The 20,969-nt window shown below is 62.8% G+C and carries 21 protein-coding genes; 7 read left to right on the top strand and 14 right to left on the bottom strand.

Features of this window, described 5'->3' with window-relative positions:
* Window positions 1-52: 52 nt before the first annotated feature.
* The 8 genes from ACHEXL_RS08345 to ACHEXL_RS08310 all read right to left on the bottom strand — a co-directional run bounded on the left by ACHEXL_RS08345 (window position 53) and on the right by ACHEXL_RS08310 (window position 10,513).
* The gene (locus ACHEXL_RS08345; RefSeq protein ID WP_416558873.1) at window positions 53-2,899 is read right to left on the bottom strand and encodes a molybdopterin-dependent oxidoreductase; all 2,847 of its coding nucleotides are present in this window, start codon (window positions 2,897-2,899) and stop codon (window positions 53-55) included.
* 114 nt (window positions 2,900-3,013) lie between these two features.
* On the bottom strand, window positions 3,014-3,400 hold the full coding sequence (nirD, locus tag ACHEXL_RS08340) for a nitrite reductase small subunit NirD (RefSeq protein WP_416558872.1): 387 nt from the start codon (window positions 3,398-3,400) through the stop codon (window positions 3,014-3,016).
* A 19-nt stretch (window positions 3,401-3,419) separates the two neighbouring features.
* Window positions 3,420-5,909 carry a nitrite reductase large subunit NirB gene (gene nirB / locus ACHEXL_RS08335; protein ID WP_416558871.1) on the bottom strand — a complete coding sequence of 830 codons (2,490 nt, stop codon included), beginning with the start codon at window positions 5,907-5,909 and terminating at the stop codon, window positions 3,420-3,422.
* A gap of 10 nt (window positions 5,910-5,919) precedes the next feature.
* The gene (locus tag ACHEXL_RS08330) at window positions 5,920-6,726 is read right to left on the bottom strand and encodes an ABC transporter ATP-binding protein (protein WP_416558870.1); all 807 of its coding nucleotides are present in this window, start codon (window positions 6,724-6,726) and stop codon (window positions 5,920-5,922) included.
* Window positions 6,723-7,631: a nitrate ABC transporter permease gene (ntrB, locus tag ACHEXL_RS08325; RefSeq protein WP_416558869.1), complete on the bottom strand. Its 909-nt coding sequence runs from the start codon at window positions 7,629-7,631 to the stop codon at window positions 6,723-6,725. The genes ACHEXL_RS08330 and ntrB overlap by 4 nt, the downstream gene beginning before the upstream one ends.
* An 11-nt stretch (window positions 7,632-7,642) precedes the next feature.
* Window positions 7,643-8,887, bottom strand: coding sequence for a CmpA/NrtA family ABC transporter substrate-binding protein (locus tag ACHEXL_RS08320; RefSeq protein ID WP_416558868.1), 1,245 nt, complete (start codon window positions 8,885-8,887; stop codon window positions 7,643-7,645).
* Window positions 8,888-9,158: 271 nt separating this feature from the next.
* The gene (locus ACHEXL_RS08315) at window positions 9,159-9,785 is read right to left on the bottom strand and encodes an ANTAR domain-containing response regulator (RefSeq protein ID WP_416558867.1); all 627 of its coding nucleotides are present in this window, start codon (window positions 9,783-9,785) and stop codon (window positions 9,159-9,161) included.
* A 38-nt stretch (window positions 9,786-9,823) separates the two neighbouring features.
* Window positions 9,824-10,513, bottom strand: a complete 690-nt coding sequence (locus ACHEXL_RS08310; protein ID WP_416558866.1) for a substrate-binding domain-containing protein — start codon at window positions 10,511-10,513, stop codon at window positions 9,824-9,826.
* A gap of 81 nt (window positions 10,514-10,594) precedes the next feature.
* Between ACHEXL_RS08310 and tsaD the strand changes: the two genes are divergently transcribed.
* Window positions 10,595-11,638 carry a tRNA (adenosine(37)-N6)-threonylcarbamoyltransferase complex transferase subunit TsaD gene (gene tsaD, locus ACHEXL_RS08305; protein ID WP_416558865.1) on the top strand — a complete coding sequence of 348 codons (1,044 nt, stop codon included), beginning with the start codon at window positions 10,595-10,597 and terminating at the stop codon, window positions 11,636-11,638.
* Between the two features lie 122 nt (window positions 11,639-11,760).
* On the top strand, window positions 11,761-13,032 hold the full coding sequence (locus tag ACHEXL_RS08300) for a branched-chain amino acid ABC transporter substrate-binding protein (protein WP_416558864.1): 1,272 nt from the start codon (window positions 11,761-11,763) through the stop codon (window positions 13,030-13,032).
* Window positions 13,033-13,147: 115 nt separating this feature from the next.
* Here ACHEXL_RS08300 and ACHEXL_RS08295 read toward each other — a convergent pair whose 3' ends face one another.
* Window positions 13,148-13,399 (bottom strand): hypothetical protein, encoded by a 252-nt coding sequence (locus ACHEXL_RS08295; RefSeq protein ID WP_416558863.1) that lies wholly within the window; start codon window positions 13,397-13,399, stop codon window positions 13,148-13,150.
* A gap of 116 nt (window positions 13,400-13,515) precedes the next feature.
* Between ACHEXL_RS08295 and ACHEXL_RS08290 the strand changes: the two genes are divergently transcribed.
* From ACHEXL_RS08290 to ACHEXL_RS08275, 4 genes are all read left to right on the top strand, one after another.
* The gene (locus tag ACHEXL_RS08290; RefSeq protein WP_416558862.1) at window positions 13,516-14,754 is read left to right on the top strand and encodes an MFS transporter; all 1,239 of its coding nucleotides are present in this window, start codon (window positions 13,516-13,518) and stop codon (window positions 14,752-14,754) included.
* A 36-nt stretch (window positions 14,755-14,790) separates the two neighbouring features.
* Window positions 14,791-15,684, top strand: coding sequence for an MBL fold metallo-hydrolase (locus ACHEXL_RS08285; protein ID WP_416558861.1), 894 nt, complete (start codon window positions 14,791-14,793; stop codon window positions 15,682-15,684).
* A 161-nt stretch (window positions 15,685-15,845) separates the two neighbouring features.
* A complete protein-coding gene (gene cho, locus ACHEXL_RS08280) occupies window positions 15,846-16,712 on the top strand; it encodes an excinuclease Cho (protein ID WP_416558860.1) in 867 nt (288 codons plus the stop codon).
* Window positions 16,713-16,766: 54 nt separating this feature from the next.
* Window positions 16,767-17,339, top strand: coding sequence for a pyridoxamine 5'-phosphate oxidase family protein (locus ACHEXL_RS08275; protein WP_416558859.1), 573 nt, complete (start codon window positions 16,767-16,769; stop codon window positions 17,337-17,339).
* A gap of 49 nt (window positions 17,340-17,388) precedes the next feature.
* On the opposite strand, the gene ACHEXL_RS08270 is transcribed toward ACHEXL_RS08275, so the two are convergent.
* The 3 genes from ACHEXL_RS08270 to ACHEXL_RS08260 are packed head-to-tail and all read right to left on the bottom strand — an operon-like array spanning window position 17,389 to window position 18,820.
* Complete coding sequence (locus ACHEXL_RS08270) at window positions 17,389-17,817, bottom strand: dihydroneopterin aldolase (protein ID WP_416558858.1); 429 nt, start codon at window positions 17,815-17,817, stop codon at window positions 17,389-17,391.
* A 31-nt stretch (window positions 17,818-17,848) separates the two neighbouring features.
* On the bottom strand, window positions 17,849-18,235 hold the full coding sequence (locus ACHEXL_RS08265) for an HNH endonuclease signature motif containing protein (protein WP_416558857.1): 387 nt from the start codon (window positions 18,233-18,235) through the stop codon (window positions 17,849-17,851).
* Window positions 18,236-18,292: 57 nt separating this feature from the next.
* Entirely contained in the window at window positions 18,293-18,820 is a 528-nt protein-coding gene (locus tag ACHEXL_RS08260) for an SOUL family heme-binding protein (RefSeq protein WP_416558856.1), read from the bottom strand.
* A gap of 300 nt (window positions 18,821-19,120) precedes the next feature.
* Between ACHEXL_RS08260 and ACHEXL_RS08255 the strand changes: the two genes are divergently transcribed.
* Window positions 19,121-20,239, top strand: coding sequence for a Stealth CR1 domain-containing protein (locus ACHEXL_RS08255; protein ID WP_416558855.1), 1,119 nt, complete (start codon window positions 19,121-19,123; stop codon window positions 20,237-20,239).
* An 8-nt stretch (window positions 20,240-20,247) separates the two neighbouring features.
* Here the strand turns inward: ACHEXL_RS08255 and ACHEXL_RS08250 are convergent, their stop codons facing one another.
* Together ACHEXL_RS08250 and ACHEXL_RS08245 are read right to left on the bottom strand one after the other, a co-directional pair.
* On the bottom strand, window positions 20,248-20,616 hold the full coding sequence (locus ACHEXL_RS08250) for a TIGR03643 family protein (RefSeq protein WP_416558854.1): 369 nt from the start codon (window positions 20,614-20,616) through the stop codon (window positions 20,248-20,250).
* Window positions 20,603-20,965 (bottom strand): hypothetical protein, encoded by a 363-nt coding sequence (locus ACHEXL_RS08245; protein WP_416558853.1) that lies wholly within the window; start codon window positions 20,963-20,965, stop codon window positions 20,603-20,605. The genes ACHEXL_RS08250 and ACHEXL_RS08245 overlap by 14 nt, the downstream gene beginning before the upstream one ends.
* Window positions 20,966-20,969 lie beyond the last annotated feature (4 nt).

Raw genomic sequence — 20,969 nt, 5'->3', positions numbered from 1 at the left:
GTGGTTGATTGTGAAGGAAGTCAGATAACTGTTCGTTATATGGGTATGCGCTTCAGACGAGCACCGCGACCTGCCGGATGAGCTTGCGTAACTCGGGCACGCACGAGCCGCACTGGGTACCGCACCGCAGCCGTCCCTGCAGTCCAGCCAGGCGCTGGTCTTCGCCACCCGATTGTGTTTGCAGGCAGGCGTTGATGGCGTCTTCACGCACATTCAGACAGCTGCACACCTGGCGGCTGACCGGCGCTGCGCCTTCGGGCGGTGCGTCAGATGCCATCAGCCACTGGCGGGCGGGCCAGTTCAGTGGCGTACTTTCTTGCAGCAAGCTTTTGAGCCAACGGGCCGAGCGGCTGTCGCCTGCGACCAGAAAACCTTGCAGCTTGCGCTGGCTTTCGGTGTTGGGTGCGCTCAGCTTCACCGAACGGCGTTGTACCCGCACTGCGTCCAGGTAGTCCAGGGTGTCCGGGCTGTTCAGTCCCAGTGCCTCGGCCACGGTGTGCAGCAGCGCCGCATCGGCGGGCTGGCTGCAGGCTGCGCGCAGCAGCAAGCCGGTTTGCGGGGTTTGATCGGTCAGGGCGGCGTTGGCATCGGTGAAGGGCACCAGGTAGGCAAAGTCAAATTGCGGCAGCAGCTTTTGCAGTTGCTGGCGCACGGTCCAGACCGCATCGCTGGGCAGCCAGGCCATGGCCGCCACTTGCCAGCTGGCATTGGCCGACAGGGCGGCGCGGGTGATTTGCACGGCCGCGTGTTTCAGCTCAGGCTGTTTGGAGGTGGCGCAGTAACTCGATGTGGTGAGAACGTTCACGCCCAGACCTGCTTGGCCTTGGGCATCGCGGCCACTGAGCACCTCGGGTCCCCAGTGCATGGCGATGAAGGCTTGTGAGGCGGCCACTTGGGCGCTGGATTGCACCGGCAGTACCAGGCTGCCGCGTTTGCTGCGCACCTGCGCCAGATCGCCGTCTTGCAGGCCAAGCCGCTGCGCGTCTTGGGGGTTCATCTGCACGCAGGGCTCTGGGCTGTGGGCAAACAGGCGGCCTGCGGTGCCGGTGCGCGTCATGCCGTGCCATTGGTCGCGCAGGCGGCCGGTGGTCAGCGAAAAAGGGAACTGCGACACCCGCTCTTCGGCCACGGGTTGCCAGTTCACGGCGGCAAAGCGGGCGCGTCCGTCTGCCGTGGGGAATCGTCCATCGGCATACAGGCGGCTCTGCCAGGTGCTGGCGCCTTCGGGCATGGGCCATTGGGCAGGGCCTGCGGTTTCCAGTTGGGCGTAGCTGAGACCCGTGATGTCCAGATCGCGGCCCCGGGTGCTTTCGCGGTGCTCGTTCCAGACCGACTCGGGGGTGGGGTAGTCCATCAGGCGGGTGTCTTGCGGGCGACCCAGTGCCACAGCCAGGCGCTGGCCCAAGTCTGCAGCAATCGCCCAATCGGCGCGGGCTTGGCCTGGTGCAGTCACGGCGGCGCGCACGCGGCTGATGCGGCGCTCGCTGTTGGTTACCGTGCCTTCTTTTTCGCCCCAGGTGGCGGCGGGTAAAAGCAGGTCGGCGTACTCGCATGTGGCGGCAGTGGCAAAGGCCTCTTGCACCACCACGAACTCGGCGCGTTGCAGGGCGCGGCGCACGGTTTTCTGGTCTGGCATGGACTGCGCCGGGTTGGTGCAAGCGATCCACAAGGCTTTGATTTGCCCATCGGCAGCGGCTTCGAACATCTCCACCGCCGTCAGGCCCGGCTTGGCCGGCACCTCGGCCACGCCCCACAGCGTGGCCACTTCAGCGCGGTGCTGCGGATTGGCCAGGTCGCGGTGGCCCGACATCAGGTTGGCCATGCCACCGACTTCGCGCCCACCCATGGCGTTGGGCTGGCCGGTGAGTGACAAGGGGCCTGCGCCGGGGCGGCCGATTTGCTGCGTGGCCAGGTGCAGGTTGATGAGCGCCGCGTTTTTGGCGGTGCCGTTGCTGGACTGGTTCAGGCCCTGGCAATACAGGCTGAGGGTGGGGGGGCGGTCAGCGCTTGCCACTTGCACGCCTGCAAACCAGCGGGCGGCGGTGTAGAGGTCGGCTTCGGGCACGCCACAAATCTGCACCACATGGCCGGGCGTGTACTCGGCCACCAGGGCTTGCAGGGCTTCAAAGCCTTGGGTGTGCGCGGCGATGTATTGGGGTTGCGTCCAGCCCTGGGCCAGCATGATGTGCAGCAGGCCGTGAAACAGCATCACGTCGGTGCCGGGCTGAATCTGCAGGTGCAGGTCTGCCATGTCGGCGGTGTCGGTGCGGCGCGGGTCAACCACGACCATCTTGAGCGCCGGGTTGGCGCGTTTGGCGTCTTCGATGCGGCGAAACAAAATCGGGTGGGCCCAGGCCGCGTTGCTGCCCGCGATGAACAGGCACTGCGCGTGCGCGATGTCCTCGTAGCAGGCGGGCGGCGCATCGGCCCCCAAGGTCATCTTGTAGCCCGCCACGGCGCTGCTCATGCACAGGCGAGAGTTGCTGTCGATGTTGTTGGTGCCCAACAGGCCCTTGGCCAGTTTGTTGAAGACGTAATAGTCTTCGGTGAGCAGCTGGCCCGAGATGTAAAAGCCCAGGGCATCGGGGCCGTGGTCGCGCACGATGGTGGCCAGGCGCTGGCTGGCCATGCTTATGGCGTCGTTCCAGTCCATCGCTTGCGTGGCTTCACCCCGCGCAGGGCGCCACTGGGGCGTGAGCAAGCGTGTTTGTTCGGTGACCTGGGGCGCGGCCGTCAGGTGGAGCGACTGGCCCTTGGTGCACAAGCGCCCGAAGTTGGCCGGGTGATCCGGGTCGCCGCGCACGCCAGTGATTTGCGTGCCCTGCGATGTGATGATCACGCCACAGCCCACGCCGCAATAGGGGCAGGTGGATTGGGTTTCTTGCAGTATGGAAATCATGATTTTTTCAGGTCATCGCGAGCGTGGCGCTTTCTCCGTCATCGCGAGGAGCGAAGCGACGCGGCGATCCAGGCCTGGACTGCCACGCTGCGCTCGCAGTGACGAGAGATGTGTTCATGCGTTTGCGCTCTTGCGTGAAACCGGCCCCGCGACGGGTCGCGTCAGATCTGTGGCGTGACCCACCAGTTCGTCGGCGTTCAAAAACACCACGCCCGCTTCCACCTTGACTTCAAAGCGCGGCGTGCAGCCTTCGTCGGGCGCTTGCGCCCGGCCGTCGCACAGTCCGATGGTCCAGTTGTGCAGCGGGCAGGCCACGCGGGTGCCAAACACGATGCCTTGTGACAGCGGGCCGCCCTTGTGCGGGCAGCGGTCGAGCAGGGCGAACACCTCATCGGCGTCGTTCCGGAACACGGCCACGTCGAGCCCTTGGTCCCGCGCCACTCGACGCGAACCCAGCACCGGGATGTCTTCCACCCGGCAGATTTCTTTCCATGCGGTCATGGGGATTCCTTGTCTTGTTTCAGGCGGGGGTCAGGGGCGCGAACTGGCGGGTGTCTACCTTGGCTTCCTGCAGGTCGAACCACGGATCGGGTTCACCATCGAGCGCGGCTTGCAGCTTGGCCCACAGGGCCTGGCGCAGCGCGGCGTCTTCCAGGATCTTTTTCTTCACGTAGTCCAGGCCTACCCGGTTGATGTAGTGCACGGTGCGCTCCAGGTACCAGCCTTCTTCGCGGTAGAGCTGCATGAAGGCGCCGGTGTACTCCAGCACTTCCTCGGCGGTCTTGAGCTTGGTGAAAAAGTGCGCCACCTCGGTTTTGATGCCGCCGTTGCCGCCGACATACATTTCCCAGCCTGAGTCCACGCCGATGATGCCCACGTCCTTGATCCCGGCTTCTGCGCAGTTTCGCGGGCAGCCCGACACGGCGAACTTGACCTTGTGTGGCGCGTACATGCGCCACATGGCTTTTTCGAGGTCCTTGCCCATTTGCGTGCTGTCTTGCGTGCCCATGCGGCACCATTCGCTGCCCACGCAGGTTTTGACGGTGCGCAGGGCCTTGGCATAGGCGTGACCACAGGGCATGCCGATGTCTTTCCACACATCCACCAGGTCTTCTTTTTTGACGCCCAGCAGGTCGATGCGTTGGCCGCCCGTGACCTTGACAGTCGGAATCTGGTACTTGTCCACCACATCGGCGATGCGGCGCAGCTCGGCGGCAGTGGTCTCGCCCGCCCACATGCGCGGGATCACGCTGTAAGTGCCGTCTTTCTGGATGTTGGCGTGGCTGCGTTCATTGATGAAGCGGCTTTGCGGGTCGTCCTGCGCCTCTTTGGGCCAGGTGCTGATCAGGTAGTAGTTGACGGCCGGGCGGCAGCTGGCGCAGCCGTTGGGCGTGCGCCAGTCCATGAATTTGAACACGCCACCCACCGTGAGCAGTTTGTGTTCGCGAATGGCATCACGTACCGCCTGGTGGCCGTGCTCGGTGCAGCCGCACATGGGCTTGAGCTTGGGTGTGGCCGAATAGTCGCCCCCGGCGGTGAACATCAGGATTTGTTCAACCAGACCGGTGCAAGAGCCGCAGCTGGCGCTGGCCTTGGTTTGCTTGCGTACTTCGTCGAGCGTGAAAAGACCTTTGTCCTTGATGGCCTTGCAGATCGCACCCTTGGTCACGCCGTTGCAGCCACACACTTCGTCGGTGTCGGCCATGGCAGCGGCTTTGCTCTGGCCCTGGTGGCCCACGTCGCCAATGTTCGATTCGCCAAACATCAGCTTGTCGCGGATATCGGCCACGCTGCGCCCATCGCGCAGCAGCTTGAAGTACCAGCTGCCGTCCACCGTGTCGCCATACAGGCAGGCGCCCACCAACTGGTCGCCCTTGAGCACCAGCTTTTTGTAGACGCCACCTGCGGGGTCGCTCATGACGATCTCTTCGCACTCCGCGTCCTCCGGGCGCCCTGATGCCTTGCCCATGAAGTCGCCCGCGCTGAACAGGTCGATGCCGGTGACCTTGAGCTTGGTTGAGGTCAGGGACCCGGTGTAGCGGCCAATGCCGAACTCGGCCAGGTGGTTGGCCAGCACTTTGCCTTGCTCAAACAGCGGGGCCACCAAGCCATAGGCAATGCCCCGGTGCGCCGCGCATTCGCCCACCGCCCAGATGCGCGGGTCGGTCACGGTTTGCAGCGTGTCGCTGACCACGATGCCGCGGTTCACATGCAGACCCATGCTTTCGGCCAGCGTCGTGTTGGGGCGGATGCCCACGGCCATGACCACCAGATCGGCAGGCACATAGGTGCCGTCCTTGAATTCCACCTTGCAAACGCGGCCGGTGTCGTCGCCCACCAGCGCAGCGGTTTGCGCGCTCATGCGGAACTGCATGCCGCGTGCTTCGAGCGAGGCTTGCAGCATCTGCGCCGCCACCTTGTCGAGTTGGCGCTCCATCAGCCAATCGCTCACATGCACCACCGTCACTTGCATGCCGCGCTTCATCAGGCCGTTGGCCGCTTCCAGGCCCAGCAGGCCGCCACCGATGACGACCGCGTGCTGGTACTGCGCAGCCGCGTCGATCATGGCCTGCGTGTCGGCGATGTCGCGGTAGGCCAGCACGCCTTGCAGGTCTTTGCCCGGCAGCGGCAAGATGAAGGGGTTGGAGCCGGTGGCGATCACCAGGCGGTCATAAGGCGTGGTCAGCGTCTCGCCAGCCGCGTTTTGTGCGGTGACCATGCGCTTGACGCGGTCCACCTGCGTGACCTTGAAGCCCGCATGCAGCGTGATGCCGTTGTCGGTGTACCAGACCCAGTCGTTGAGCACGATCTCTTCGAGCGTCTGCTCACCGGCCAGCACGGGCGAGAGTAGGATGCGGTTGTAGTTGGGGTGCGGCTCTGCCCCGAAAACGGTGATGTCGTACAGGTCCGGTGCGAGCTTGAGCAGCTCTTCGATGGCCCGGACCCCGGCCATGCCGTTGCCGACCAGGACCAGTTTCATTTTCTCTTGGGTGTTGACACGCATGTCCATGGTCTTCTCCTTAGGCGGTTTTTTCCACATGCGCCTGGCGTGTGTAGAGGAAGTCGATCACCGCTTTGCGGTAACGCTGGTAGTCGGCGCTTTCGGCCAACTCCACGCGCTGGCGCGGGCGGGGCAGATCCACGCTCAGCACCTCGCCAATCGTGGCGGCAGGTCCGTTGGTCATCATCACGATCTTGTCGGACAGCAGCACGGCCTCGTCCACGTCGTGCGTGACCATGACCACCGTGCTTTGGGTGCGGGCCACGATCTCCAGCAACTCGTCTTGCAGCTTGGCGCGGGTCAGCGCGTCCAGTGCGCCAAAGGGCTCGTCCATCAGCAGCACTTTGGGCTCCATGGCCAGGGCGCGGGCAATGCCCACGCGCTGCTTCATACCGCCCGAGATTTCGCCGGGGCGCTTTTGCGCGGCGTGACTCAGTCCCACCATGGCCAGCGCCGCGTCGGTGCGTGTACGCAACTGCGCTCTGGTTTCGGTGGCCCCAAACACGCGCTCGATGCCCAGGTGCACGTTGTCAAAGCAGGTGAGCCAGGGCAGCAGCGAATGGTTTTGGAACACCACCGCACGTTCGGGGCCGGGGCCTGCGATCTCGCGGTTGGCGCACAGCAGCACGCCGGCCGTCGGGCTAGTCAGCCCGGCGATCAGGTTGAGCAAGGTGGACTTGCCACAGCCGGAGTGGCCGATCAGGGCCACGAACTCACCATTGGCGATGTCCAGGTGGATGTTGCGCAGCGCCGGAAACAAACCCTTGTTGGTTTTGAAGGTCTGCTCCACACTCTGAATCTGGATGTACTTGTTGTCTGCGCTCATGATTTGACATCCTCAAAGGTGAAGGCGGTGGCGATGCGAATCAGGGCATATTCCAGAATCAAGCCCACGCCGCCGATCACAAAAATCGCGATGATGATGTTCTTGACGTTCAGGTTGTTCCACTCGTCCCAGACCCAAAAGCCAATGCCCACGCCGCCGGTCAGCATTTCGGCCGCCACGATCACCAGCCAGGCGGTGCCGACGGCCAGACGCACGCCAGTCAGCATGTAAGGCAGCACCGCAGGGAACAGGATGGTGGTGGCGATCTTCCATTCCGACAGGTTGAGCACGCGGGCCACGTTCAGGTAGTCCTGCGGTACGCGCTGCACGCCCACAGCGGTGTTGATGATCATGGGCCAGATCGAGCAGATGAAGATGGTCCAGATGGCGGCCGGATTGGCCCCCTTGAACACCAGCAAGCCGATCGGCAACCACGCCAGTGGCGAGACTGGACGCAGCAAGCTGATGAGCGGGTTGAACATGCGCGAGAGGAAGGTGAAGCGCCCGATGACGAACCCGGCTGGAATCCCGACGAGTGCCGCCAGGCCAAAGCCCACGGCCACGCGTTCGAGCGACATCAGCACGTTCCAGCCTACGCCTTGGTCATTGGGGCCTTTGCGGTAAAACGGATCGCTGAAAATCTCGATGGCTTGCACGCCGGTCTCGTAAGGGCTGGGGATGCTGCCCTTGGTGGTGATGGACACCAGGGCCCACAAACCGATCAAGAGACCCAGACCCATGAGTGGGGGCAAGACCGCCATCCAGAAGTTGTGCCACTGGCGGGCGCGTTGCATTTGTGCGGCGGCCAAGGCATTGGCCGCTGCAACTTCAGTTTCGGTGCGGGACACGACCGGCGAGGGAGCCGATGTGCTCACCGTGGGTGAATGGAAAACGGCGCTGACCATGGTGTTCCCCTTCACGCTTTGATCTTGAAGCCGTCGGCGTATTTTTGGGGATCCTTGCCGTCCCACACCACGCCGTCCACCAACTTGTGGCTGCGCATCTCGGTTTTGGGCACAGAGGCCTTGGCGGCGGTGGCGGCTTGCTTGTAAATCGCGATTTGGTTGATCTGCTTGGCCACGCCAAGATAGTCGGGATGGTCCTTGAGCAAGCCCCAGCGCTTGTGCTGGGTCAGGAACCACATGCCGTCCGACAGGTAGGGGAAGTTCACCGCGCCGTCGTTGTAGAACTTCATGTGGTTGGCGTCGTCCCAGGTTTTGCCCATGCCGTTTTGGTAACGGCCCAGGATGCGCTGGTTGATCGCGTCCACGCCGGTGTTCACATACGATTTGTCGGCCACGGTCTCGGCCATCTTCAGCTTGTTTTGCAAACTGGCATCTATCCACTGGCCGGCTTCGATGATGGCGGCCGTCACGGCGCGGGCGGTGTTGGGGTATTTCCTGGTGAACTCGGCCGTGGTGCCCAACACTTTTTCAGGGTGGTCTTTCCAGATGTCCTGCGTGGTGACTGCCGTCACACCGATGCCGTCCATGATGGCGCGGTGGTTCCAGGGTTCGCCCACGCAAAAACCGTCCATATTGCCCACCCGCATATTCGCCACCATTTGGGGTGGCGGCACGGTGATGACCTTGGCATCTTTCATCGGGTTGATGCCATAGGACGCCAGCCAGTAGTACAGCCACATGGCGTGCGTGCCGGTGGGGAAGGTTTGCGCGAAGGTGTATTCGCGCTTGTCGCTTCGCATCAGCTTGGCCAGGCCTGGGCCGTCCACAGCGCCTTTGTCGGCCAGCTTTTTGGACAGGGTGATGGCTTGGCCGTTGTGGTTGAGCGTCATCAACACGGCCATGTCTTTTTTGGGTCCCGACAGGCCCAGGTGCACGCCGTAGACCAGGCCGTACAGCACATGGGCGAAGTCGAGTTCGCCGTTGACCAGTTTGTCGCGCACACCGGCCCAGCTCGCTTCCTTGCTCAGCACGAACTTCACGCCGTGCTTCACATCCAGGCCCAACACCGAAGCCATGACCACGCTGGCGCAATCGGTCAGCGGGATGAAGCCGATCTTGACTTCCTTCTTCTCGGGCGCGTCCGAGCCTGCGGCGTACACCACCGATCGCAGCGCGGGTGACACGCCGGCGGCGCCCACGGCGGCTGCTTGCAGCACGGTGCGGCGGTTGAAGCTGGTTTTCAGAATGTCGGTCATGGCGAGGCACCTTGCAGGATGAAAAAAACAAAAAAGGCGTCCTCATGCCGCTTGCGCCTGCTGTGCAGGGCGCGAACGCATGGGGACGCCTTTGTCCGGAATGCAGAGTCACTCGCCGTTGAGTGCCTTTGCGCGAGACCTTGGATGGTCTTGATGCAGATATTGCAAGCCGCGTGCCAGGGTTTTCCTGGGGGCTTCGCGTGAATTCCTCGGGTTTGGTGCCTTGATTTGCACCTTTGTGGTGCGATGGCACTTGGCTGGTGCCGTGCCGTCAGCCTAGCAACTCGGCCATGTCCAGCATTTGCTGCGCAATGTCGCTCAGCTTCAGGCCTTTATTCATGGCCGCTTTGCGAAGGCGGGCATAGGCCTCTGGCTCACTCAAGCCCTGGCGCTGCATCAGCAGGCCTTTGGCGCGGTCGATCAGCTTGCGGTCTTGCAGTTCGCCCCGGGCGTTGTCCAGCTCGGCCAGCAGGGCTTGTTCGTGTTTGAAGCGGGCCATCGCCACCGTCAGGATCGGGTGGATGCGCTCGGGGGCCAGCCCGGCCACGATGTAGGCCGTCACGCCCGCGGCCACAGCTTCGTTCATGGGTCGGGTGTCGCTGTCGTTGGTGAACATCACGATGGGTCGGCGCTCGTCGCGCGTGGCCATGACCACATGTTCGAGCGCATCGCGGGCATCGCTCTCGGCGTCCACGATCACCAGGTCGGCTTGCAGCTGGGCCAGGCGTTCGGTCAAAAACACATCGGCGGGCAGCGTGGCCACCAGGTTGTAGCCTGCTTCGAGCAAGCCAATGCGCAAAAGGCGTGAGCGCTCCTCGATGGCTTGTGCGTGGTCATCCCCCTCGGGCACCAAGGCGGGGTCGGAGATGATGACGACGATCCTCAAGGCTTCTTGCATGTCCAGAGTCATGCAAGAACCGCGCCGCGTCAAGAAATTCAGGCCGGCGTCATGCCATGCTGGCGCTTGAGCGCGTCACACGCCGGCGACTGCCAAAAGGCCAGCAGCGCACGCATGGCGTCGGGTTGGTTGCAGGTGGCGGCCACCGAGCCTGAGAACGTGGTGATGATCTCCACCTCGGGTGGCAGGCCGCCCACGATGGTGATGCCCGCCACACCCAGCATTTCGCTCAGCTGCTGAAAGCCCAGTGCCACTTCGCCTTGGGCCACCAGCGAGCCCACGGGCACGCCAGGTTTGGCCTGCACGATGCGTGGCAAGAGGGTCTCGGCGATGCCCCAGGCCTCGAACTGTTTGGCCAGCTGCACGCCGCTCGGGCCGGTGGAGTAACCCAGCGTGGGCGCGGCCAGGACGGCGGCTTTGAGTGCGGCTTCGGTCGAGATGTCGGGCACGGGCTGCCCCGCAGGCACGGCCACCGCCACGCCCGAGCGCACCAGGTCGGCGCGGCTGCCTGCCAGCACATGGCCGCTGGCGACCAGTTTGTCGATGGCTTCGCTGGCCAGCACCACGCCGTCAAAGGCTTCACCCGCTTGCACGCGCTTGGCCGCATCCACTCCGCCGACCGACTCGACCTGGATTTGAATGCCGGGGGCCTGCGCCTGGTACAGCGCCACCAGATCGGCCAGCAGCGGCTTGGTGGCCATGGAGGAAATCAGTCGGAGAGTGGTCATGGGAATTTGGGCCTGTGAAGTTCTGAAAGGATTATGGCCAAGCCCCATGGCGCAACCCATGCCCCGCTTAAACTACCTGTTATGCGAATTTTGGGCATTGAATCTTCTTGCGACGAGACGGGTGTGGCCTTGGTGGAAACCACCGGGACCGACATGCCGCGCCTGTTGTCGCACGCGCTCTACAGCCAGATCGAGATGCACCAGGCCTATGGCGGCGTGGTGCCCGAGCTGGCCAGCCGCGACCACATCCGCCGTGTGCTGCCGCTGACCCGCCAGGTCATGACCGATGCGGGGACCGCATTGGCCGATATCGACGTGGTGGCTTACACCCGGGGGCCGGGTCTGGCCGGGGCGCTCTTGGTAGGCTCGGGCGTGGCCTGTGCGCTGGCGGCCGCTTTAGGCAAGCCGGTGCTGGGTGTGCACCACTTGGAAGGCCATTTGCTCTCGCCGTTTTTGAGCACCGATCCGCCCGAGTTCCCGTTCATCGCCTTGCTGGTGTCGGGCGGCCACACCCAGTTGATGCGGGTGGACGGCGTGGGCCGCTATGAATTGCTGGGCGAAACCATTGACGACGCCGCAGGCGAAGCTTTTGACAAATCGGCCAAGCTCATGGGCCTACCTTACCCCGGTGGCCCGGGTCTGTCGCGCCTGGCCGAGCAGGGGAATCCTGCGGCCTACAAGCTGCCGCGCCCTTTGCTGCACAGCGGTGATCTGGATTTTTCATTTGCAGGATTGAAAACCGCCGTGCTCACGCAGAGCCAGAAAATCGGCCCCGCCGCCCACACCGAGGGTGCGCCTGAGCGGGCCGACCTGGCCGCATCGACCCAGGCGGCGATTGTGGAAGTGCTGGTCAAAAAATCCATGACCGCGCTCAAAACCACCGGCATGAAGCGCTTGGTGGTGGCCGGGGGCGTGGGGGCCAACCGCGAATTGCGGGCCCAGCTCAATGCCGCTTGCGCCAAAGCCAAAGTGCGCGTGCATTACCCCGAGCTGCATTTGTGCACCGACAACGGCGCCATGATCGCCATGGCCGCAGCCATGCGTTTGCAAGCCGGGGCGCAAACGGCCGAGGCGCGTTACAGCTTTGATGTGAAGCCGCGCTGGCCTTTGCACGAACTGGTCTGAGTGGGGCGACCCCAGTCCAATTCCTTGGGCGAGGCCGGGTGAGTCCGACCCAGAAGGTGTGACCCGTTACACTGCGCCCCTTCTCGACTTCAACCCGCCTTTTGGCAGGTTCTATTTTTGATATGCGTTTGTCCTTCATTTTCCGCCGTGCGCTCCTGTCGCTGACTGCTGGCTTGCTGTTTTCTCCTGCGTGGGCGCAATCGCCGCAGCCGATCAAGCTGGCCTTGATTGAGGGCCTGAGCGGCCCCTTTGGCAACACGGGTGAGGCGGTGGTGCGCAACATTGCCTGGGCGGTCGAGCGGGTCAATGCGCGGGGGGGCGTCAAAACGCCGCAAGGCCAGCTGCCCATGGTGCTGGAGCGCTACGACAGCAAAGGCCAAAGCGAAGAAGCCTTGTCGGCCCTCAAGTCCGCCATCGACGACGGGGCGCAGGTGATCTTGCAGGGCAATTCATCGGCCAATGCGGCGGCCCTGATCGACGCGATCAACAAACACAACGAGCGCGAGCCAGCCAAGCGCGTGCTGTTTTTGAACTACTCGGCGGTGGACCCGATCCTGACGAATGAGAAATGCAGCTTCTGGCATTTTCGTTTTGACGCCCATGCCGACATGCGAATGACCGCCTTGATGCAGGTCCTGCGGGAGGACAAGAAGGTCCAGTCGGTGTACCTGATCGGTCAGGATTACAGCTTCGGTCAGGCTGTGCTGCGCGAAGCCAAGCGTCAGCTGGCCGACAAGCGCCCCGATGTGAAGGTGGTGGGCGACGAGCTTCACCCCATGGGCCGTGTCAAAGACTTTTTGCCTTATGCCGCCAAGATCAAGGCCAGTGGCGCCCAAGCGGTGGTCACCGGCAACTGGGGCAATGACCTGACGCTTTTGGTCAAGGCCGCCCGCGAAGCCGGCTATGAAGGCAAGTTCTACACCTTTTATGGCAACGCGCTGGGTGCGCCTGCAGCCATTGGCGATGCCGGCGTGGACCGCGTGATCGCTGTGGCTGATTGGCTGCCCAATGTGCCGGGTAAAGCCAGCGAAGCGTTTTACCAGTCGTTCCGCCAGCGTTTCAGCAAGCCCTCGGAAGACTATGTGCATGTGCGCATGCAGCTGATGGTCGAGGCCCTGGCCCAGGCGGTCGAAAAAGCGGGCAGCACCGAGCCCGTGGCCGTGGCGTTGGCGCTGGAAAAAACCCGCGTCAGCATGGCCGGGCAAACCGGCTTCATGCGGGCCGAAGACCACCAGTTTCAGCAACCTCTGGTGGTAGGCGTGATGGCGCGTCAAGGCAGCTCCGGCGTGCCGTTTGATGTGGAAGGCTCGGGCTATGGCTTCAAGGTGGTGCGCCAGATCAAGGCCGAGCAAGCCCGTTTGCCCAGCAGCTGCAAGATGGTGCGACCGAGCTGAACTGTGCCCGTTTGCAGGCGCCTGCGCTGCGGTCCATCGCGTGGGCTATGGCGTGGCGGCGGTCAGTGGCGATGGACGGTTGTGCGCTGACTGTCGTCCAGAGGACAAGCCGCCATCAGGGTGTTTCACCCACGGCGTCTTTGACGCATTTTTTGATGTGGCTGTTTTTGGCGGCACCGGCCAGTTTGCGTTCAGCGGCAGAGGTCTCGCATTGGGCGGTGGCATCTTTCTCGCATTTCTTCAAAAACGAGTTCTTCGCTGCACCGGCCAATTTCTTTTCAGTGGCAGCCGCCGTGCAGGTGCTGCTCTGGGCGTGAGCGGCGGTCATCAACAAGGCCGAAGCCAGAAATGCGAATAATTTGGACATGGTGATTTTGGTGGTTGATTCGCCAAAATCATAGCCATTATTTGTATTCTTGAATCAACTGTCCGCTTGTCCCGCATTTGCCAACCACACCCGGCCTGGCCTGCTAACCTGAGGTCATGAGCCCACCGATTGCCGCCGCCGAACACCTGATCGACTCTGCCTATGCCGCCCGGCGTTTGCTGGTCACCCTGGCCCTGATGACCTTGGGGGGCTCGAGCATGTACGTGGTGGCCGTGGTGCTGCCGGCTGTGCAGGCCGAGTTCGGCGTCAGCCGGGCCGATGCTTCCTTGCCTTACACCTTGATGATGATCGGCTTTGGTGTTGGGGGCCTGTTCATGGGCCGATGGGCCGACCGCGCGGGTGTGCATGTGCCTTTGTTTTTGGGCGGTGTGGGTACCGGGCTGGGTTTCATTGCGGCCAGTTTGTCCGGCAACATCTGGTGGTTTGCGCTGGCGCATGGCTTGCTCTTGGGGCTGATCGGCAGCTCCACCACCTTTGCGCCCTTAGTGGCCGACACCTCGCTGTGGTGGCGCAAGCGGCGGGGCATTGCCGTGGCGGTGTGCGCCAGTGGCAACTATGTGGCCGGGGCCATTTGGCCGCCTTTGGCCCAGCACGGCGTCGAGACCGTGGGTTGGCGCAGCACTTACGTGGCGTTGGGCCTGTTTTGCGGCATCGGCATGGTGCTGCTGAGCTTGCTGATGCGCCAGCGCCCGCCCTTGCTGCAAACCCCGGTGGCAGGCAGTGCCCAGGCCTTGCAGTCGCAGCAGCCCTTTGGTTTGAGCCTGAACAAGGCACAGTTTTTATTGTGCGTGGCGGGCGTGGCTTGCTGCGTGGCGATGGCCATGCCGCAGGTGCACATCGTGGCGTATTGCACCGACCTGGGTTTTGGCGCAGCACGTGGCGCGGAAATGCTCTCGCTCATGCTGGCCAGCGGCATCGCCAGCCGCTTGATTTCGGGGGCCATTTGCGACCGCATTGGTGGCTTGCGCACCCTGGTGCTGGGCTCGGTTTTGCAGGGCGTGGCGCTGCTGCTGTTTTTGCCCTTCAATGGCCTGGTGTCGCTCTACATCATCTCGGCCTTGTTCGGCCTGTTTCAAGGTGGCATTGTGCCGGCCTACGCCATCATCGTGCGCGAATACTTTCCGGCCAAAGAAGCGGGCTCGCGCGTGGGCGCGGTCATCATGGCCACGCTCTTGGGCATGGCCTTGGGCGGCTGGATGTCGGGCAAGGTGTTTGACATCACAGGGTCGTACCACGCGGCGTTCATCAACGGTGTGCTGTGGAACGCGCTCAACCTGAGCATTGCCCTGTGGCTGCTGTGGCGCGTCAAGCGGGCGGCACTGGCCACGGCCTGAAGGGCTCTGCGTCCATCCAGATCAGGAAAGCTTGTCATGTCTTCTGTTTTGCGATTTGGTGCTGTGAGCGTGCATCTGGGTGACAAGTCGGGCAAATACCCCGACGGCAACCAGCTCATCGTGCAAGGGGCCGATGTGCGGGTGGCTTTCGACACGCCGGAGGTGGCCAACCGCATTGGCCCCGAGCTGGACACGGTGGACCTGGTCATTTTGGGCCATGTGCACGAAGACCACATGGCCGGGCTGCACCGCCTGCCGCACGCCCGTGTGCAGGTGCACGAGGCCGATCTGGCCGCCGCCCAGTCGTGGGAGGGCATGTGCCGCCACTACGGCTACCCGCCAGACGTGCTGGATGCGATGCTGGCCATCGTGCAAAAGGATTTTCATTACCAGCCTCGGCCCGACGCTATCGGCTACAGCGATGGCACGGTGTGGGAGCTGGGTGGCGGCGTGCGGGTGCGGGCCCACCACCTGCCGGGCCATACCGCTGGCCACTGTGCCCTGGTGGTCGAGAGCGAAGGCTTGGCCTTCATTGGCGACATCGACCTGAGCGGCTTTGGCCCGTACTACGGCGACGCCACTTCCAGCCTGAGCGACTTCCGGCGCACCCTGAAAAAAGTGGCTGAGCTCGACGCCCGCATCTGGGCGACCTCGCACCACAAGGCAGTGATCACCGATCGGGCGCAATTTCTGGCCGACCTGGCCCGCTTTGCCAGCAAGATCGACGAGCGCAGCGTGCAGTTGCTGGCTTATTTGCAAAGCCCGCACAACCTGGACGAGTTGGTGAGCCGCCGCCTGTTGTACCCCGCAGGCTACGACGTGCCTTTTGTGCCTTGCGCCGAGCGCAACACCATCAGGATGCACCTGGACGAGCTGTTGGCCATGGGCCAAATCGAGGCCCTGGAGGAAGGGCAGTTTGTGGCAGTTTGAGTTGCACAGAATGCTGCAGATAAAAAAACGCCCCGGGCCGTGAAGCCAGGGGCGTTCAAAACGAAAATGTCAGGCAACTGCAGGCCGCATGACGCTTTCAGTATACTGTAAATATAAACAGTACTTGCATTTTGGCGATCAGCCCACCCTCCCACTTCACCATGACCTTGCCCCGCCGCCGCGATGACTTTGAAGACAACCGGATCTACGAATACCCACAGCACCTGCGCGAAGCCATTGAAGACGCGCCCACCGGAGCGGGCGTTTACACCTTCCATGGCCAGGAAGGCGACTTGCCGTTGTACATCGGCAAAAGCATCAACATCCGCGCCCGCTTGTTATCGCACCTGCGCACCCCCGACGAAGCCCGCATGCTGCGCCAGACCCAGCGCATCAGCCACATCCGCACGGCAGGGGAGATCGGGGCGCTCTTGTTGGAAGCCCAACTTATCAAAGCCCAGCACCCGTTGTTCAACCAGAAACTGCGGCGTAACAAACAACTGTGCAGCTTGCAAATGATGGGCGATGTGCCTCAAGTGGTCTATTCCCGAGACATCGACTTTGCCACCCAGCCCGATTTGTATGGCCTGTTTGCCAGCCGTCACGCGGCGCTGGACGCGCTGCGTGCCATCGCCGACCAGCACAAGCTGTGCTACGGCCCCTTGGGCCTTGAAAAACTGCCTCCCGGCAAAGGGTGCTTTCGGGCGGCGATTCGTCAGTGCGCAGGCGTGTGCCGGGGTGACGAAAGCCCCGAGGCGCACCGCGAGCGCCTTTTCAGCAGCTTGCTGGCGCTGCGCGTGGAATGCTGGCCCTACGCGGGCGCGGTGGGCTTGGTTGAGCGTGATGGCGAATTCACCCAAATTCACGTTGTGAAGCATTGGTGCTATTTGGGCAGCGCCCCCAGCGTCGAAGCCGCACGCCAACTGAGCCAGACCGCCAGCCAAGTGGCCGCCCATTTTGATGCCGACGGCTACAAGATTTTGTGCCGCCCGGTGCTCACGCAAACTGTGGAAATTGTGTTGTTGTGAGCTCGCACAGCACAGCAGTCCGTTCGGTAGAAGACTTCGTCAAACTCAAAAGTTATGAAAATCCACCTGCAAACGCCCGGTGAAATACGCCTGCAAATTTGGAAAGAGCTGGGCCGCGCCAGCCTGGACCGCCACCATGAGTGGCGCACATCCGTCATGGCTTCGACCGACGCAGTCGGCTTGCCCGATGCCCGCACCGTGGTGCTGCGGCAGGTGGATGCGCAGGCCGGGCAGCTGACTTTTTACACCGACAGCCGCAGCCCCAAGGTGGCGCAATTGCAAGCGCAAGCGTCGGCGATGCTGGTGTTTTGGAGTGCGCGTTTGAGTTGGCAACTGCGGGTGCGGGTGCTTTGTTCGGTCATCTCCTCCGGCCCGGAGGTTGAGGCGCTTTGGCAAAAGGTCCAGCAGTCGGCGGCTGCGGGCGATTATCTGTCGCCTTTGCCACCGGGTGCTGTGTTGCCGCAAGGCAGCACCGCAGACCTCGGAACGGTCAACGTCCCCGTGCCAGCGCACAGCTTGGCCATTGTGCGTGCGCAGGTGCTTCAAATGGACTGGTTGGAGTTGTCGCGCGAGGGGCATCGCCGGGCGCAGATGAGCGCCGACAGTTGGGACTGGCTCACGCCTTGATTGGGGCAGGGGTTGAGCCGGCGCAAGGATCCCAGGGCATTGGCGTCGCTCAGGCCTTGTCGTTGCGCATGTGCTGCAGCTGCGCACCGTCCACGTTCAAGCGCACGCCCAAAGAGCCGCTGCCCGCCCGCACCGGGAATTTGCGCAAAGCCATGCTGAGCGCATTGATGACCGGACGGGTTGCACAGGCCTGAACGATGCGTGTCATCAGCCGCTCTTGGGTTTCGTAGTGCCCATCGGCGGCCAGTCGTTCGATCTCCGCAACCAAGGGGTCGTAATCGAACACATGGGCCATGCCATCTTCGGGAATCAGCACCCAATCGGGGTCGATCCAGAGCTTCAAATCCAGTGCGTGGTACTCGGGCACGGTGTCGCCGGGACCGTAGGTGCCAATGCGGGTGGACAGTCGCAAGTCTTGGAGTTCAATGCAGCTGGAAGTGGATGTCGGCAGTGTCATGGGTGTTGCGGGCAGGTTCATGGGCGGTGGTTCAATGAATGTCGTTCAGGGCTCAGCGACGACTTTTGAGACGTTGGCTCTTGCGGCTTTTTTCAAAAAAAGCGTCCGGTTTGGTTTGCACCCAGCGGATGAAGCGGGCCATTTCCTCGGGTTGCTTCAAGGCTTCGACCGTGGCGTAGGTGCGGGCCAATTCGGTTTCGGTAAACAGCGCGTGGATTTGGCGGTGGCAAATGCGGTGCAGCACCACCGTCTGCACGCCCCCGTGTGACTTGGGCACCAAATGGTGTGCGTCTTGTTGGCAGGGCGGAATGGGGCGCTCACACACCGGGCAGAGCACGGCATCGCTGCGCGGTGCGGGCAGGGCTTCAAGCTGGGCTTGAATGAGCTTTTTGCGAATGCGCCCCGTCACGGCTGAAAAACTGTCTTGAACATCGCTCAAGGCTACAACAGGCGGTCAGTGCAGCAGGTCGTACCGGGCGATTGAGCCCGCTTGGCTTCAGGGCATCAGGTCGATCAGGATTTCATTGCGCCGATTCCACGGCAGGGTGAAAGGGTCGTCGTAGCGGGCAATTTGGGCCGTGGGGCTGAGCTTGAGCTGGCGCGCCTGCGCCCAAGCCCGCAGGCGCTCGGTTTGCGCCTGGATGCTCGCTTGCGTGGTGAAGCCGCTGAAGCGCACCGCCACCGTTTCATGCGCGGGCACCGGGCGCAGCTGGATTTGCGGGTTGAGCGGCTGGGGTAGGGTCTGCACGTTTTCCGCCGACGGCATCACAAAATGCACCCGCCAGCCCTGGTCGTCGGGCACCACGGTGACGGGCGCGGTCATGGCGATTTTGCGCTGCGCACCCAACTCGGGTTGCAGGTTGTCGCCAAAAATGTAGGACGCAATGCGCCGAAAACCGCTGCGGCTGGCGGCATCGAAGTCCCCCTGGATTTGCGTTTGGGCCACCGTGAAGGCGGCGTAGCGCCGCACCTCAAAAGGGGGCTCTGAGATGAGCGCGGTGTAGCGTGGTTCTTCAATGGCCATGGCAGCCTCGCATAAAAGGAAAAAGAGTGGTGTCAGCCAGCGCATCATGGTGTGTGTTGGGGCGGGAGCAGTGAATTCCATGCATCGTAGCCAATTCATCACAGCAGCATCGGTCTCTGGACGCACGGACGCTGACGCCCCATCGGGCTGCTGGAGGCCAGCACGCCTGATGAGACGTGGCAGGAGACAAGCCATTGCCTGAACCGATAAAACAGTGGCCCTCATGCCAGAGCGGGTATTGAAAACTGCCTCGCAGACCCGCTGCTAGACTCGGCCACTTCAAAAAAATTCAGTGCAGACATGCCCCACGATTCGCCCATCGACATCGTTTATTTGTGGGTTGACGGGAACGATTCGAATTGGCGTGCCAAACGCCAAGCGGCCCTGCAGCAACTCCCCAGCGATTCCAGTGCCGCCATGGCCCGATACAGCAATGTGGAAGGGCGCTTTCGGGACAACCACGAGCTGCGTTACAGCCTGCGTGCGCTGGAACAATTTTTTCCCGGCCACGGCCATGTCTACATCGTCACCGACGCACAGGCGCCCGACTGGCTTCGTCCTTCGGACCGCTTGACCCTGGTGGACCACCGCGATTTGATGCCCGAGGCGTCCCTGCCTACGTTCGACTCGGGCCACATCGAGTCCTGGATACATCACATTCCCGGTTTGTCCGAGCGTTACTTTTACCTCAACGACGACGTTTTTTTTGGCGCTCCGGTGCGGGTGCAAGACTGGTTCCATGAGAGCGGCTTTCATGTCACTTGGTCGGACGATCCCGAGGTGACGGACGAGGCCATGCGCATGGATGCCACGTCGCTGGAAAACGCCTGCCGCTTGTCGATCCAGTGGCTCAGCGACAAAGCCCGCTCGGGTATCCCCGCGCTGCGCGAGCAAGACCCGCTTTACCAGAGCACCTTCCGCACCTTTGCGCACTCGCCCCGGCCCATGCTCAAATCAATCCTGCTGGAATTGGAGGAAACCGCCCCGGAGTTGTTTGCAGCGGTTCGGTCGACCGTGTTCCGAAGCTGGGACAAACCCACCATCGTGTCCGATTTTGTGCTGCGCTGGGCCCTGGCGCATGGGGTAGCGAGCCTGCGGCCTTACCGCCACCGCTATGTGTCAACCGGTGAGGCCGACCAAAACGCGCAGCTGCAGGCTTTGGTGGCCGAGTTCGGTGCGCTGGATTTCTTTTGCATCAACGACACCACCGATGACGCACACAGCCAAGACCCTCGATTGCAAAATGTGCTGGCAGTGTTGCAGGACATCTTGCCTGTGCCTTCAGGTTTTGAAAATTTGGCGACGGGTTCGCACCACGACGCGTCATCGGCCTGCGAGACGCCGAGCTTTCAGGCGCATGCCCGTCGGGATGATGCACAGCAGACCCCCAACGCGGCCGGGCTTCGAAAAAGGGCCTGAGGCGACCTTCAGCGCAAGGACTGGCGCGTGATGGGTGAGGGCGGCAGAGGAAAGTCCTCGGGCATTTGCACGCCATGCCTCTTTTGCGCTCCAGCCATGGCTGCTGCACTGTCAGCGCCACCGTGACCTGCTCGACGGCCTGGCTGCAAAGCCAGGTGCTTGGCCACTCGCCCTCGCACCCGCATGCGCCACACCCTGAATGAGCGGGCTTTCAGTTGCGCCCGCATCAAGGCAATGACGTCGGGCTCGGCGAGGCCAAACTGCAGTGCAATCGCTTCAAACGGGGTGTCGTCTTGCCAGGCCATCGCGATGATGCCCGAGACGTCAGCCTCTGACAAAGAAGCGGTCAGCCTGGCGTGCAGCTCAGTTTTTTTCACGTATGTCGTCCAGTGTCGGGCTGCCGGGTTGGTCGGTGTGCTGCACCTCAAAGCCATCGGCCACAAAGGCCGGGCCTTTCATCAGCATCACAATCACGCAGCCGATGGCCGCTGTCAGCACCAGTGTCCAGTGCAGCACCACCACACCCATGGCGATGTAAAGCCACTGGGTCAACGCGCGCTCGGAGGCGGGCGTGGGGGTTTCCGGCGCGGCCAGATAAGCCAGGCTCACCAAGGCCAGGGGCAAGGCGGTTCCCGCCAGTGCGATCCAGGGCAGCTTTTTCCACAGCGCCCATTCCAGGCCGGGTGCTGACCGGGTAAAGTCCGGCAATCTTTGGAACCAGTTCAAGGTG

It is taken from the genome of Limnohabitans sp. YIMB22184, assembly GCF_048020265.1.
In the GTDB taxonomy this organism is placed as follows: Bacteria; Pseudomonadota; Gammaproteobacteria; order Burkholderiales; family Burkholderiaceae_C; genus Limnohabitans_A.
The sequence above is the reverse complement of the archived record's forward strand: the minus strand, read 5'-3'. Positions and strand labels throughout refer to the sequence as shown.

Excerpts from the sequence above, each read along its gene's own strand:
- ACHEXL_RS08275 (WP_416558859.1), top strand. The coding sequence starts at position 16,767 with ATGAAAATCCACCTGCAAACGCCCGGTGAAATACGCCTGCAAATTTGG.
- cho (WP_416558860.1), top strand. The coding sequence starts at position 15,846 with ATGACCTTGCCCCGCCGCCGCGATGACTTTGAAGACAACCGGATCTAC.
- ACHEXL_RS08310 (WP_416558866.1), bottom strand. The coding sequence starts at position 10,513 with ATGACCACTCTCCGACTGATTTCCTCCATGGCCACCAAGCCGCTGCTG.
- ACHEXL_RS08295 (WP_416558863.1), bottom strand. The coding sequence starts at position 13,399 with ATGTCCAAATTATTCGCATTTCTGGCTTCGGCCTTGTTGATGACCGCC.
- ntrB (WP_416558869.1), bottom strand. The coding sequence starts at position 7,631 with ATGGTCAGCGCCGTTTTCCATTCACCCACGGTGAGCACATCGGCTCCC.
- nirD (WP_416558872.1), bottom strand. The coding sequence starts at position 3,400 with ATGACCGCATGGAAAGAAATCTGCCGGGTGGAAGACATCCCGGTGCTG.
- ACHEXL_RS08320 (WP_416558868.1), bottom strand. The coding sequence starts at position 8,887 with ATGACCGACATTCTGAAAACCAGCTTCAACCGCCGCACCGTGCTGCAA.
- ACHEXL_RS08260 (WP_416558856.1), bottom strand. The coding sequence starts at position 18,820 with ATGGCCATTGAAGAACCACGCTACACCGCGCTCATCTCAGAGCCCCCT.
- ACHEXL_RS08285 (WP_416558861.1), top strand. The coding sequence starts at position 14,791 with ATGTCTTCTGTTTTGCGATTTGGTGCTGTGAGCGTGCATCTGGGTGAC.
- ACHEXL_RS08315 (WP_416558867.1), bottom strand. The coding sequence starts at position 9,785 with ATGCAAGAAGCCTTGAGGATCGTCGTCATCATCTCCGACCCCGCCTTG.
- nirB (WP_416558871.1), bottom strand. The coding sequence starts at position 5,909 with ATGGACATGCGTGTCAACACCCAAGAGAAAATGAAACTGGTCCTGGTC.
- ACHEXL_RS08255 (WP_416558855.1), top strand. The coding sequence starts at position 19,121 with ATGCCCCACGATTCGCCCATCGACATCGTTTATTTGTGGGTTGACGGG.
- ACHEXL_RS08330 (WP_416558870.1), bottom strand. The coding sequence starts at position 6,726 with ATGAGCGCAGACAACAAGTACATCCAGATTCAGAGTGTGGAGCAGACC.
- tsaD (WP_416558865.1), top strand. The coding sequence starts at position 10,595 with ATGCGAATTTTGGGCATTGAATCTTCTTGCGACGAGACGGGTGTGGCC.
- ACHEXL_RS08345 (WP_416558873.1), bottom strand. The coding sequence starts at position 2,899 with ATGATTTCCATACTGCAAGAAACCCAATCCACCTGCCCCTATTGCGGC.
- ACHEXL_RS08300 (WP_416558864.1), top strand. The coding sequence starts at position 11,761 with ATGCGTTTGTCCTTCATTTTCCGCCGTGCGCTCCTGTCGCTGACTGCT.
- ACHEXL_RS08290 (WP_416558862.1), top strand. The coding sequence starts at position 13,516 with ATGAGCCCACCGATTGCCGCCGCCGAACACCTGATCGACTCTGCCTAT.
- ACHEXL_RS08270 (WP_416558858.1), bottom strand. The coding sequence starts at position 17,817 with ATGAACCTGCCCGCAACACCCATGACACTGCCGACATCCACTTCCAGC.